The organism is Solibacillus sp. FSL W7-1472 (assembly GCF_037969775.1).
GTDB classification, from domain to species: Bacteria; Bacillota; Bacilli; order Bacillales_A; family Planococcaceae; genus Solibacillus; species Solibacillus silvestris.
The window spans coordinates 1,216,969-1,229,470 of the sequence record NZ_CP150208.1 but is presented as its reverse complement, the minus strand read 5'-3'; the positions used below and the strand labels follow the sequence as shown (position 1 = coordinate 1,229,470).

The window sequence follows — 12,502 nt, the reverse complement described above, 5'->3', positions numbered from 1 at the left end:
AGAACTGTTGCCTCAACAATGGTCTTCCTTATATGTCTTATATGGATGGCGGTACACTACTGCCGCTGTGACGGTTTATACCTTGTGAAACGCGGAATATTACATATTATGAATGTTATTCAATAATATGGCCCGATTGTTGAAAACTGCATTCCATACAGGTTTTTTATCAAACTTTTTTATAAATGATCGAACTTAATTATAAATTATCAATCTTTATTTAAAGACCACATTTTAACATGCATTCAGAATGAACCGATATACTAGAGAATATTTTTTAATTCAAAAACCACAAAATGCTATATAACAGCATTTTGTGGTTTCGCTCATTTATATGTTTCGATACATTGATAACAAAAGGTACAAAATTTAGCATTTAAAATGCTTGTTCTTATATGTCCAAAATATCTCATATTAGAACTGATTTAGATTACCATTAGCTTCATTCCTCCGGTTCCTTATCAGTTGTGTTGTCTACAAACTCACTAAAACTATCTCCCCAATCACATATGGCAGTTACTACGTGTTCTAAACGATGTCCAATTTCACTAAGTTTATAATCAACCTTTGGAGGGACTACTGGATAAATACATCTGGTAATTATTTTATCGTCTTCTAATTCTCTTAATTGTCTAATTAACATGCGTTGATTCACATCAGGAAGCTTTTTTTGTATTTCACTTAATCTCAATGGGGATTGATTCAACAAACACCATATAATAGATATTTTCCACCGACCTCCTATTACGGATAGAGCTAAATCTTTCCCAGTGAAAAATTCCTTATCTTTATAATGAATAACCATAAAATTTGTGGTCCCTTCTGTAAAAAAGTTTATAATGACAAATACGTCAGTATTGTAATATTTATTATAGAGAGTAATCTTAGTGGTGTAAACAATTAAAAACAGAAAGAAGGTATATTATTTTATGACAAAAGTTTCACTTCATCCAAGATTAGATAACGAATATCACTATCAAGAAGACTCAAATTTTTCTGGTGGAACATTAAAATGCTTATGTGAAAATAACCCTGTAGAAGTAGCGGTGACAGCCCAAACAATGCATAACCATGCATGTGGTTGTTCTAAATGCTGGAAACCAGAGGGAGCTATTTTCTCACTTGTTGCCGTTGTAGGTAAAGATAATGTTAAGGTACTAAGCAATGAGGATAAATTAAAAGTGATTGATGAATCAGCAGTAATTCAACGCCATGCTTGTAAAGATTGCGGTACCCATTTATTTGGAAGAATTGAAAATGAAGACCATGCATTTTATGGATTAGATTTTGTACACACAGAATTATCTAATGAAAATGGCTGGTCGGTGCCTCAATTTGCAGCATTTGTTTCTTCTGTAATTGAGACAGGAACACCAGCTTCAAAAATGAATGATGTTAGAAATGCTTTACACAATATAGGTTTACCTACCTATGATTCTTTGTCACCTGAGTTAATGGATGTGCTTTCAATCCAAACAGCTAAATTAAAAGGGACATACAGAGATTAGACCATAGTAAATATTAGAAGTACCTCATTCAGAAAATGAATATTTCTGAATGAGGTATTTTTCACCCCATTTTATAGATATAAATTGCCCCATCTTTCTAAATGGTGTTCGATATAAATTTATGTCTATAGCGACAAAAAAGTCAGTATTGTATTGTATGTGGTGGTATGTAATTATGAGGAATGTAAGAAATAGAAAAACAGAAAGAAGGGATTCATTTGAAAAGTAGAGCTGCTGTTGCATTTAATCCAGGAGAACCACTTCAAATTGTAGAAATCGATGTAGAAGAGCCAAAAGCGAAAGAGGTATTAGTAAAAATTCTGTATACTTCTGTCTGTCATACAGATGCTTTTACCTTATCAGGTAATGATCCAGAGGGCGTATTTCCTGCCGTACTAGGTCATGAAGGTGCTGGCGTGGTCGTTGCTGTAGGAGATGAAGTGACTTTAGTAAAACCGGGAGATCATGTTATTCCACTATACACGGCTGAATGTGGAGAATGTAAATTCTGTCGTTCTGGCAAAACAAACTTATGTAGTGCCGTACGAGAAACGCAAGGTAAAGGTTTAATGCCTGATGGGACAACTCGCTTTTCTTATAATGGAGAGCCTATTTATCATTACATGGGCACAAGTACATTTAGTGAATATACAGTCGTTCCCGAAATCTCTTTGGCGAAAATTGACAAAGAAGCGCCACTTGATAAAGTTGGACTATTTGGTTGTGGCGTGACTACAGGGATTGGTGCCGTACACAACACTGCAAAAGTAGAAGAAGGAGCTGTGACAGCCGTCTTTGGTTTAGGTGCCATTGGCTTAGCTGCTATTCAAGGATTGGTTCAAGCAAAAGCAAGCCGAATTATTGCTGTAGACTTAAATGAGGATAAATTTGAATTAGCGAAAAAAATGGGCGCAACTGATTTTGTAAATCCTTCTAAATTTGATAAACCAATTCAAGAAGTCATTGTTGAAATGACGGATGGAGGCGTAGATTACAGTTTCGAATGCATTGGTAATGTAGAAGTAATGAAATCAGCTTTGGAAGCATGTCATAAAGGTTGGGGCGAAAGTGTTATTATCGGTGTAGCTGGCGCTGGTAAAGAAATTCATACTCGCCCATTCCAATTAGTAACAGGTCGAGTATGGCGTGGTTCTGCCTTTGGTGGCGTAAAAGGAAGAACACAACTTCCAGGAATGGTTGAAGATTATATGAACGGTAAAATCGATATCGATTCATTTATCACACACCATTTAAACTTTACAGACATCAATGAGGCATTTGAGTTGCTTCATAAGGGTGAGTCTATCCGTACAATGTTAACATATGGAGAGTGAGAAAAGTGAGTTTTAAACTTATTGAAAAACATCGCTCTTTCGGCGGAGAACAATATAAGTACCGCCATTATTCAAAAACCTTACAATGTGATATGACATTTAGTATATTCTTACCATCCAATAAAGAAGAGAAAAAAATCCCTCTTATTTGGTGGTTATCTGGCTTAACATGTACAGATGATAATTTTAGTCAAAAAAGTGGGTTCCAAAGATTGGCTGAAAAATATCAAGTTGCTGTTATGATTCCAGATACTTCACCACGTGGAGAGCATATAGCAAATGATGCAGGCTATGACCTCGGTCAAGGTGCCGGCTTCTATGTTAATGCTACACAAGAACCATGGTCAAAGCACTATAAGATGTATTCATATATTGTAGATGAATTAACACAAATAGCGATATCTTTAGTTCCTCATTTTTCTGGTGAAGAAAGTATTATGGGACACTCTATGGGCGGTCATGGTGCTTTAGTAATTGGGTTAAAAAATACAGAAAGATTCAAAGCGATTTCTGCTTTTTCACCAATATTAAGTCCAAGCCAAGTCCCATGGGGAATTAAAGCCTTCTCAGCATATTTAGGTGAAGATCAAGCTATTTGGAAACCATGGGATGCTTCAGAACTAATCAAAGAAATCGGTACGCCACCTATTCTCATTACGCAAGGAACTCAAGATGAGTTTTATTCAGAACAATTAGACGAAACGTTATTCCTAAAGATTGCTCAGGAAAATAATAAAATAGTAAATTACAAGAAAATGGAGGGCTATGATCATAGCTATTTCTTCATTACTACTTTCTTAGAGGAACATTTCGCCTTTCATATGAAGTATTTAAGATAACCTTTTTTGAAAAATATCCACATTATAATTAAATGTGGATATTTTTCGATGGCTACATCTTGTTATATTTCTATAGTTATTAACTAAAAAATGATGGGGGTATCGTTAAAGTGGATTATAAAAAAATGTTAGTCGATGAACGTGTTAAACCATACTTATTAAAAGCTCGATATGGGATTGAAAAAGAAAGTAAACGTGTTGATTTGTTAGGGAATTTAGCTAAGACAGATCATCCTAAGAGTATTTCAATGCGAGATGATCATCCGTATATTCAGCGAGATTTTTCAGAATTACAGTTGGAAATAATCACACCTGTTACCGAAACACTAGAGGAACTATTTGATTACTTGGCAGCGATTCATGATGTTGCTTATCGTTCTATGGGTGAGAATGAAATGCTTTGGCCTTTAAGTATGCCACCACAGCTACCAGAGAAAGAAGAAGAAATTGTAATTGCGAAATTAAAAAGAGAAGAAAAGGTTCGATATCGTCAATATTTATCAAATTCTTATGGTCGTCGTAAACAAATGCTTTGCGGTGTACATTTTAACTTTGAATTTGGAGATGAGTTAATCCACTCCCTATTTAACGCACAATCAGAGATTAAAGATTATCAGCATTTTAAAACAGAGATTTATCTAAAAGCTACAAGAAACTATTTACACTATCGATGGTTAGTCACTTACTTTTATGGAGCTTCTCCTAGTAGTGAAAAGAATTTTTTTAAAGAAGATTCGTTGAAAGGTGTAGTAAGAAGTATTAGAAGTAGTAAATATGGTTATACAAATTCAGACGATGTTCAAGTTTCATATAGTAGTATACAGAGATATGTATCAGATCTTTCCTTGATGGTAGAAAAGGGACTTCTTTCAACAGAGAGAGAATTTTATTCACCTGTCCGTTTAAGAGGTGGTCATCATGTTTCCGACCTAGAAAATCACGGCATTAGTTATATTGAATTGCGAAATATAGATTTAAATCCATTTGAAGCGTATGGAATTAGCTATGAACAAGCAGAATTTCTCCATCTTTTCTTAATTTATTTACTATGGAAAGATGAAGAGAAAGATTGCGATGAATGGGTAAAAATGGGGAATATTCACAATGATATAGTGGCTCTTGAGCACCCATTAGAGCATACACAATTTGAAATAGAAGCTAAAAATATGATTGATGAAATGGAAAGTTTAGCAGCAATTTTAAATTTGGAAACTTACAAAACGCTATTTTCTCATCTGAGGGAAATGATAATGGACCCAAGCAAGACTTTAGCTGGAAGACTTTATAAAGAAAGTGAAAAAAATAGTCAAGGTCAAGTGGCAAAGTTGATTGCTAAAGAAAATTACAAAAAATCATGGGATAAGCCCTATCAATTAACAGGATTTACTGACATGGAATTGTCTACTCAGATTTTAATGTTTGATGCAATTCAACAAGGAATCCAAGTGGAAATTTTGGATCGACAAGATCAATTTTTGAAGCTGAAATTAAAAGATCATGTTGAATATGTGAAAAATGGTAATATGACAAGTAAAGATACTTATATATCCACTTTAATTATGGAAAATAAAACAGTAACAAAAAAAATTCTTCAACAACATGGATTCCGTGTGCCAAAAGGTGAGGAGTTTCATACGATTGAACAGGCTTTACGTGCCTATGATCTCTTTTCCACTAAACCTTTTGTTGTGAAGCCAAAAACAACAAACTATGGATTAGGAATATCGATTTTCAAAGAAGGTGCCAATTACGAATATTATCAAAAGGCTATTACACTGGCATTCCAAGAAGACTCTTCCATATTAGTAGAAGAGTTTCTGAATGGAACAGAATATCGATTTTTTGTATTAAATGATCAAGTTCAGGCTGTTTTATTAAGAGTTCCTGCGAATATTAAAGGTGACGGTAAACATACAATCGAAGAGTTAGTTATGCAAAAGAATCGTGACATATTAAGAGGTAAAGACCATAGAACCCCTTTAGAAACCATACAATTAGGTGAATTGGAGAACCTTATGCTAAAAGCTCAAGGATACCGAATGGATTCAATTCCAAAGAATGATGAAATTATCTATTTGCGTGAAAACTCGAATATTAGTACAGGAGGAGATTCGATTGATGTGACAGATCAAATTCCTGATGATTATAAAAAAGTAGCAGTGGATGCGGTAGCTGCGCTTGGAGTTAAAATTTGCGGTATTGATTTGATTATTGAAAATACCGAAATTCCTGCTGCTAATAAAAATGCTTATGGAATTATTGAAGCGAACTTTAACCCATCCATGTATATGCACATTTATCCATATAAAGGTAAATCACGACGTTTAACTATGCATATCATACACTATTTATTCCCCGAACTATTACAGTCATATTGATGAATTACAAGAAGCTATAATCATAGTGTAATGATGGTTAATTTATATGAAGATTGAAAAATAAAAATAGAAAAGGGGCGTCTAAGTTGGACAGCCCCTTTTCTATTTATATTTTTCATTATACCGATCAAAATGTAGCTTTGAAATAAAGTTTGATCATTTCGTTACTCCATAAACGCGCCCGATTGTTTAATAAGACAATTATTTATTTTTTATCATTAGGATTAAAATAAAATCCCTCATCTATTTCTGAATGTGAACCATTGTAATCCATATTCATGTCTATTTCGTGCAAATCAATGTCACTTATATCATCGTCGTCATCTTCACCTATAATAGCAATTAGCCTTATATCTTTATCTGGCAAACCTAACAATATGGCCTTTGACTGCCAGGTATCAAAACCATTTTCTTCAGCAATATGCTCAGTTAATATTTCTAAAATATCTTCTTGATTGAATTTGAACACTTTTCTATTCATTTTAGACAAAATTTTCTCCTACCTTCTTACAGGACTGCACCTAATTGTGGAATTGACGTCTACTTAAACTGATTTACAATAATCTGAATTTTGAGTTTTATTATTAATTTAAAAGCAATTCTGTAAAGAATATTCCAAAACAAAAACCTAAAAATAATACAAAAGAATATATCAACTTTACTTTCATTGTTTGATCATTGAAAACCATCCCTGAGTAACGATACGTCCAATATAATATGGGTAAAACCACTAGAATACAGAAGATACTTTTAAAGGAAAAGCTTAAATTAAAAGTGGGATTAATAACAGATATAAGAACTACCAACCATCCCACAATAAAACCAATTGTATAACCACCTAATAAAAAGTGTTTTAATTCATTTCTTTTCAAGATTTCCACCTACATAAAATCTAATTAGTATTAGAACAAAGATTTCTCTCTAATTCAACTTACCTTATTATACGCTTTAAGTAACATATTCTCTTCAAAGTAGTTATTCCACAATCTGGCCCTTTAATGGAATAACTTTATTTTCACTTAACAGAAAATCATTTTTATTTAACCTTATTAAAGGATAGCCCTTTTTAGTTCAAGAAAGCATAAAACCCCTTTTTAAATATTTTTATATTCTAGAGTAGCCATCATTTTTTCGAAGAACTTATTCTTGGCTTCTCTGTAATCTTCCATTTCCATTCCCTTGTATTTCCTTTTTAAATTATCATATTCCTTTCGGTAATTTGCATTCATTAGTAAGACATCGCGAAACTTCCAAAAGAAATCAAATTCCGAATTTATGACTGTTAATTGAACACCCACTGGAGGTACAGTCGAATCATCCTTAAAGGCTCTAAAGGTTTCAGTTTTCACACTACCCTCATTTAATTCATATAACTTTGCAAGTTCTTTAACGGCTTTAGGAAAAATGTTGGCTTTAACTCTTACTTGAATATCTAAATCTCCTTTTGTAATACTATTTGGAATAGCTGTACTACCAACATGCTGCACATCAGATTCAGGTAGTAGCTCTTCAATTAATGCTTTGTGTATAAAAAAAGTTACCTCTGCTTTTTCGTAAAGTGATTTATTATAGAAGAAATTAACTATTTCCATCGTTATTCCCCTTTCTGCTTTAATAACCTTCCCCGTTAGCTTAAGTGCATTTTTTACAATCTTTCATAAATCTTAACATAAATATCTGAATTCCTTTTAAGGTGTTATTCCATTAAATGGTCCGATTGTCGAATAAGAAGGAATTCATGATAATCGAAATTTATAAAATGAACAATCTTCTTATAAAACCACAATAAAATAAACTCTCTATCTAACTACAAAATTTCACCATTTACTAAGTGCTAATAAAATAAAAAGACGAAACCCTGTTGGATTCCGTCTTGAATATTCATAATGTGTAACATTATATTCTATTGTTGTTAAAACACGTATAAATAATTAAAACTTGACTTTTAATAAAAATTATCTGAGGGCACTTCACATTACCTATTCATTATTAAAAACGATATGCCATTCATCGCGTTTTGCTAAAAATTCTTTGGCCAACTGCTGTGCACCTTCTAAACTATGGCTTGCCGCCCAACCGCATTGTACTTCATTGCAGGCAGGTACAGCAGTCGCCGCCAACACATCCTGAACAGTCTTTTCCAAAATCGACAACACACCTTCGTAGTCATCATAGTTCATAAAGGAGACATAAAAGCCTGTTTGACAGCCCATTGGCGAGATATCAACAACTGCGTCACTATGATTGCGGATACGGTCTGCCATTAAATGCTCCAGTGAATGAAGTGCCGGCATTTCCATATGTTCTTTATTCGGCTGCTTGAACCGGATATCATATTTTGTCACGACATCGCCCTTTGCCCCTTCTTTTGTGCCTGCTAACCGTACATACGGTGCAACCACTATCGTATGGTCTAAATCAAAGCTCTCTACATTCGTTTTTTCTGTTGCCATTTATTTGTCCCTCCAATACTTACAATCTATATAAGGATAGACTAGATTATTTTTCTTTTCAACAAAATATTCTGAATTTTGTTTTAGAAGAAATAAAAACTACCTTCATCACTCAATAGAATGCGAAAGGTAGTCCAACTTTTTATTATTTATCTTGGAACTTGTTCATTTGTGCCATCATTTGACGCACTTGTTTTTCAGACGGTTTACGTCCCATTTGTGCCATCATCACGCGAATCATTTGTTCATTAATTGGCGGGTTTTCTTTTAGATACTTCATCATATATTGACGAGCTGCGTAGAACCCAATTGCCACGCCCCCGATTAAAGCTACGACGATAAGTGTAATACCTAACCATAAAGCCATTTTGTCCAACCTCCTCCACTACTTATGTACCGAGAAAAACTCTCCAACAAGCATTATACAATAAAAGTTATTACGTTTCTATATATTTTAACTTCTCCTGACAGAAGTTAAGTCATGCAAATAGCCGTCTGAGTCCATCTCAGCCTCGAGACCTAGATGAAAATACAGTAACAGGTCGTTATCGGATTTTTAAATCCACGGTAACATGAACATATCAACTACAAGGAGGAACACATAATGAAAAAGTTTTTCTTATATTCAGCGGCTTTTATCACAGCGATCATCGCACTTTGCCTGCTCGCACCGGTAGCCGGCTTATTAATCTCAGGAGCACTTTTAGCAGCGGGTCTGCACTATTACACAGAAAGTAAATCAACTTTCGGAAAAGTAATGAGCCTCGTTGTCGCTTTAGCCGGTTTAGTAAGTGCATTATCAAACATTCCAGGCTTTATCGGTTTAGCTGCGATCGGCGTATTGTTTTATCTTTATAAAGCACGTAAAAACGAAAAGATTGAATTTTTACCAGGCAAAAAAGAGGAAGAAGATCCATTTACAAACTTTGAACGTGAATGGGCAAATTTAAATAAATAGGAGCGATGGACAATGAAAAATTTATTTACAAAATTTAAGTATTCAATTCAGGCAGATTTACATGATATGTTTGACAAAAAGGTGGACAAAAACCCGATTAAAATGCTTAACCACTATATTCGTGAAGCAGAAAAACAAACGGAAGAAACAGGTAAATTACTTTCACGTCAGGCACAGCTTAAAAAAGAACTGGAACTGCAGCTTTCCCAAACAATCGAAATGCTTGAGAAGCGTGAAAAACAGCTTCAATTGGCACTTTCGACAGAAGAGGCTGAACTGATTGCGTTTGCACAGGAAGAAGTCACAGCTTACACTGCCAGAAAGCATGCCCTTCTTGCAAGCATTGATGCGGCCAATACTGAATACTTTGCACTGGAACGCAAATTCGAAACGATGAAACATAAAATTAAAGACATGAAAGTGCGCCAACTTCAGCTGATGGGCAAGGAAAATGTTGTGCGTGCCAACCACCAGATGGATAAAGTTCTTACATCGGACAATGCCGGTAATTTCGATGAACTATCAACTTATATTGATGAATTATCACAAAATATTGAGCGTAAATATGAAATAACTACTTTTGAAGCTCGATTGGCACAGCTTGAAAAAGAACAAAAGCTCATAGAACAGCAAAAATAATGATATAATGCGTTAAAGGAGAAGGCATCGTGCTTTCTCCATTTTGTACGTTATAGGGGGAGGCACTATGCCGAAAATCACGTCTGATCAGCTTGCAATTATCGCGATGAGTATGGCACTTGTCGTATTAATCGAATTAACTCTTTTCAATAATGGCACCGTGTTTATACTGATTTTAGGTGCACTGTTTCTCTTTTTCAGCTTTAAAAAGAAGAAACGTTACTTATTATGGACGGGACTCGTTCTATTATTCTTTGCCATAATTAATATTTGGACATTGCGCCTTTTAATCATTGGTGTGCTTGTCTTTATTTTATACCAATACTTAACGAAAAAAGAGCAAGTGATGGAAATCAAAAGTCAGCTTGCCAATACATCCAATCAAAATATATTAATCGGAACAACGGGTGCTCCGACAGAAAGCTATCATTGGAAGGATATTCATATTCAACGCTTTATCGGAGATATTACTATCGATACGACCGAAACCATTTTACCAAACGGGAAATCAATTATAGTGATCCATCAATCTCTTGGAAAAGTACGGGTTATCGTACCTTATGAAGTGACGATTCAGCTTCATTATTCCACTTTATATGGTGAAGCAGCATGCCTGCACTATGCGCCAAAGCAGTGTATTAATGAACAGCTCCATTTTGAGGATGGAGAAATGGATGCAAAACGTGTCCTTGTCCTTTATGTGACATCGTGGATTGGTGATGTGGAGGTGCAGCGCGGATGATTGCATTTATAATACGATTTTTTATTTTGATGATGGTTTTTGCGACATTTGCTCTGAATATTTTTGTTTTCCTGCTCGGTCAGCCGCAGGAAGAGACTTGGCGTTTTTTATGGGAAAGCGGTGAGTATTCAATACCGATTGTCGCTGTGATCGCCATTACCGCAACAACGACCAGCTTCTTTATTTCTTTATGGATATCGATTTCTTTAAAAATAAAAGAAAATCAGATGACCCGCATTGTGAAAAAAGTAGCTGAGCCTGATTTTGCACAAAAATTCAAGAAAGCAAATGGTTCGTTAAAAAAGGCCTTGCGCGAAACGAACGAATTAATTGAAACACAGCGGACATCTTTACAGCGACTTTCCAATGAAAAAGTGGAAACAAATGACGCCATCGTCCAGGAGCGGCTCCTTGCAGAACGTCAGCGTCTTGCACGGGAACTGCATGATTCTGTTTCCCAACAGCTGTTTGCGGCATCCATGCTTCTCTCCGCGCTTACAGAACAGCGTCAAGATGATCTTGCACAAAAGCAGCTCAAACAGGTGGAAAAAATCGTCCAGCAGGCACAGCTCGAAATGCGCGCCCTTCTCCTTCACTTGCGACCTGTCGCATTGCATAATAAAAGCTTGGCAGAAGGTTTAGAAGATCTGATTGTAGAATTACAGGAAAAAGTGTATTTCAATATTGATTACCAGATTGAAGAAATCGGATTATCGAAAGCGGAGGAAGATCATTTATTCCGTATTGCCCAAGAAGCTTTATCAAATACTTTACGGCATGCAAAAGCAACTGAAGTCGAGCTGTTATTAATCGCACGTGATCAGCTTGCGATTTTGCGCATTCAGGATAATGGCCTTGGCTTTAATTTGGAGGGAGATAAAACGACTTCTTACGGGCTGCGCAATATTGCCGAACGCGCTGTCGAAATTGGCTGTACGTATAAGATTGTCTCTGTACCGGATGAAGGAACAATAGTCGAGGTGAAAGTTCCGCTCAAAAAGGAGGAACAAATGAATGATTAAAGTTGTCATAGTAGATGATCACGAAATGGTTCGAATCGGTGTTGCTGCCTATTTATCGGCACAACCCGATATCGAAGTCATCGGTGAAGCGACAAACGGCGAGGAAGCGATTGAAAAAGTGTTGGCATTGAAGCCGGATATTGTGCTGATGGATAATGTGATGCCGATTAAAACGGGTGCTGAAGCGACTGCAGAAATTCTGGCACAATGGCCGCAAGCAAAAGTAATGATTGTCACAAGTTTTATCGATGACGATAAATTATACCCTGCCCTTGAAGCAGGTGCTGTCAGCTATATACTGAAAACGAGCAACGCCAAACAAATTGCCGACGCAATCCGGAAAACGATGGACGGAGAAACGGTTCTTGAGCCGGAAGCAACGACTCGGGTAATGGCACGTATGCGCGGTACCGCCCCTGCCCTGCATAACCATTTAACAGACCGGGAAATGGAAGTCCTATTATGTATGGCTCGCGGCCTTGCCAATCAGGAAATCGCGGAAGAACTGTTTATCGCATTAAAAACGGTCAAAACCCATGTCAGCAACATTTTAAGTAAACTCGAAGTGCAGGACCGGACACAGGCTGTCGTCTATGCATTTCAAAATGGATTAGTAAAGTAAGGAGAAT

The 12,502-nt window shown here is 35.8% G+C and carries 14 protein-coding genes; 9 read left to right on the top strand and 5 right to left on the bottom strand.

Annotated elements, in window-relative coordinates:
* Window positions 1-442: 442 nt before the first annotated feature.
* The gene (locus tag MKY07_RS05905; protein ID WP_014824366.1) at window positions 443-805 is read right to left on the bottom strand and encodes a helix-turn-helix domain-containing protein; all 363 of its coding nucleotides are present in this window, start codon (window positions 803-805) and stop codon (window positions 443-445) included.
* 124 nt (window positions 806-929) lie between these two features.
* Here MKY07_RS05905 and gfa point away from each other — a divergent pair, with 124 nt between their 5' ends.
* The 4 genes from gfa to gshAB all read left to right on the top strand — a co-directional run bounded on the left by gfa (window position 930) and on the right by gshAB (window position 6,059).
* Window positions 930-1,508 (top strand): S-(hydroxymethyl)glutathione synthase, encoded by a 579-nt coding sequence (gfa, locus tag MKY07_RS05900; protein WP_014824367.1) that lies wholly within the window; start codon window positions 930-932, stop codon window positions 1,506-1,508.
* Window positions 1,509-1,726: 218 nt separating this feature from the next.
* Window positions 1,727-2,842 carry an S-(hydroxymethyl)glutathione dehydrogenase/class III alcohol dehydrogenase gene (locus tag MKY07_RS05895; RefSeq protein ID WP_014824368.1) on the top strand — a complete coding sequence of 372 codons (1,116 nt, stop codon included), beginning with the start codon at window positions 1,727-1,729 and terminating at the stop codon, window positions 2,840-2,842.
* 5 nt (window positions 2,843-2,847) lie between these two features.
* Window positions 2,848-3,681, top strand: a complete 834-nt coding sequence (gene fghA, locus MKY07_RS05890; RefSeq protein ID WP_065216990.1) for an S-formylglutathione hydrolase — start codon at window positions 2,848-2,850, stop codon at window positions 3,679-3,681.
* Between the two features lie 110 nt (window positions 3,682-3,791).
* Window positions 3,792-6,059: a bifunctional glutamate--cysteine ligase GshA/glutathione synthetase GshB gene (gene gshAB, locus MKY07_RS05885; protein ID WP_014824370.1), complete on the top strand. Its 2,268-nt coding sequence runs from the start codon at window positions 3,792-3,794 to the stop codon at window positions 6,057-6,059.
* 205 nt (window positions 6,060-6,264) lie between these two features.
* Here the strand turns inward: gshAB and MKY07_RS05880 are convergent, their stop codons facing one another.
* The 4 genes from MKY07_RS05880 to MKY07_RS05865 form a co-directional block, all read right to left on the bottom strand.
* Entirely contained in the window at window positions 6,265-6,549 is a 285-nt protein-coding gene (locus MKY07_RS05880) for a hypothetical protein (protein WP_014824371.1), read from the bottom strand.
* Window positions 6,550-7,153: 604 nt separating this feature from the next.
* On the bottom strand, window positions 7,154-7,651 hold the full coding sequence (locus MKY07_RS05875) for a GrpB family protein (protein ID WP_014824373.1): 498 nt from the start codon (window positions 7,649-7,651) through the stop codon (window positions 7,154-7,156).
* Window positions 7,652-8,038: 387 nt separating this feature from the next.
* Window positions 8,039-8,512 (bottom strand): S-ribosylhomocysteine lyase, encoded by a 474-nt coding sequence (locus tag MKY07_RS05870; protein ID WP_065216991.1) that lies wholly within the window; start codon window positions 8,510-8,512, stop codon window positions 8,039-8,041.
* 145 nt (window positions 8,513-8,657) lie between these two features.
* On the bottom strand, window positions 8,658-8,879 hold the full coding sequence (locus tag MKY07_RS05865; RefSeq protein ID WP_008408061.1) for a YneF family protein: 222 nt from the start codon (window positions 8,877-8,879) through the stop codon (window positions 8,658-8,660).
* Window positions 8,880-9,116: 237 nt separating this feature from the next.
* Here MKY07_RS05865 and MKY07_RS05860 point away from each other — a divergent pair, with 237 nt between their 5' ends.
* From MKY07_RS05860 to MKY07_RS05840, 5 genes are all read left to right on the top strand, one after another.
* On the top strand, window positions 9,117-9,470 hold the full coding sequence (locus tag MKY07_RS05860; protein ID WP_008408060.1) for a hypothetical protein: 354 nt from the start codon (window positions 9,117-9,119) through the stop codon (window positions 9,468-9,470).
* 12 nt (window positions 9,471-9,482) lie between these two features.
* On the top strand, window positions 9,483-10,109 hold the full coding sequence (locus MKY07_RS05855) for a PspA/IM30 family protein (RefSeq protein ID WP_065216992.1): 627 nt from the start codon (window positions 9,483-9,485) through the stop codon (window positions 10,107-10,109).
* A 67-nt stretch (window positions 10,110-10,176) separates the two neighbouring features.
* Window positions 10,177-10,851 carry a cell wall-active antibiotics response protein LiaF gene (gene liaF, locus MKY07_RS05850; protein ID WP_008408058.1) on the top strand — a complete coding sequence of 225 codons (675 nt, stop codon included), beginning with the start codon at window positions 10,177-10,179 and terminating at the stop codon, window positions 10,849-10,851.
* Entirely contained in the window at window positions 10,848-11,873 is a 1,026-nt protein-coding gene (locus tag MKY07_RS05845) for a sensor histidine kinase (protein ID WP_065216993.1), read from the top strand. The genes liaF and MKY07_RS05845 overlap by 4 nt, the downstream gene beginning before the upstream one ends.
* Complete coding sequence (locus tag MKY07_RS05840) at window positions 11,866-12,495, top strand: response regulator transcription factor (protein WP_065216994.1); 630 nt, start codon at window positions 11,866-11,868, stop codon at window positions 12,493-12,495. The genes MKY07_RS05845 and MKY07_RS05840 overlap by 8 nt, the downstream gene beginning before the upstream one ends.
* Window positions 12,496-12,502 lie beyond the last annotated feature (7 nt).

Excerpts from the sequence above, each read along its gene's own strand:
- MKY07_RS05905 (WP_014824366.1), bottom strand. The coding sequence starts at position 805 with ATGGTTATTCATTATAAAGATAAGGAATTTTTCACTGGGAAAGATTTA.
- MKY07_RS05845 (WP_065216993.1), top strand. The coding sequence starts at position 10,848 with ATGATTGCATTTATAATACGATTTTTTATTTTGATGATGGTTTTTGCG.
- MKY07_RS05870 (WP_065216991.1), bottom strand. The coding sequence starts at position 8,512 with ATGGCAACAGAAAAAACGAATGTAGAGAGCTTTGATTTAGACCATACG.
- MKY07_RS05875 (WP_014824373.1), bottom strand. The coding sequence starts at position 7,651 with ATGGAAATAGTTAATTTCTTCTATAATAAATCACTTTACGAAAAAGCA.
- liaF (WP_008408058.1), top strand. The coding sequence starts at position 10,177 with ATGCCGAAAATCACGTCTGATCAGCTTGCAATTATCGCGATGAGTATG.
- MKY07_RS05865 (WP_008408061.1), bottom strand. The coding sequence starts at position 8,879 with ATGGCTTTATGGTTAGGTATTACACTTATCGTCGTAGCTTTAATCGGG.
- MKY07_RS05840 (WP_065216994.1), top strand. The coding sequence starts at position 11,866 with ATGATTAAAGTTGTCATAGTAGATGATCACGAAATGGTTCGAATCGGT.
- MKY07_RS05860 (WP_008408060.1), top strand. The coding sequence starts at position 9,117 with ATGAAAAAGTTTTTCTTATATTCAGCGGCTTTTATCACAGCGATCATC.
- MKY07_RS05855 (WP_065216992.1), top strand. The coding sequence starts at position 9,483 with ATGAAAAATTTATTTACAAAATTTAAGTATTCAATTCAGGCAGATTTA.
- gfa (WP_014824367.1), top strand. The coding sequence starts at position 930 with ATGACAAAAGTTTCACTTCATCCAAGATTAGATAACGAATATCACTAT.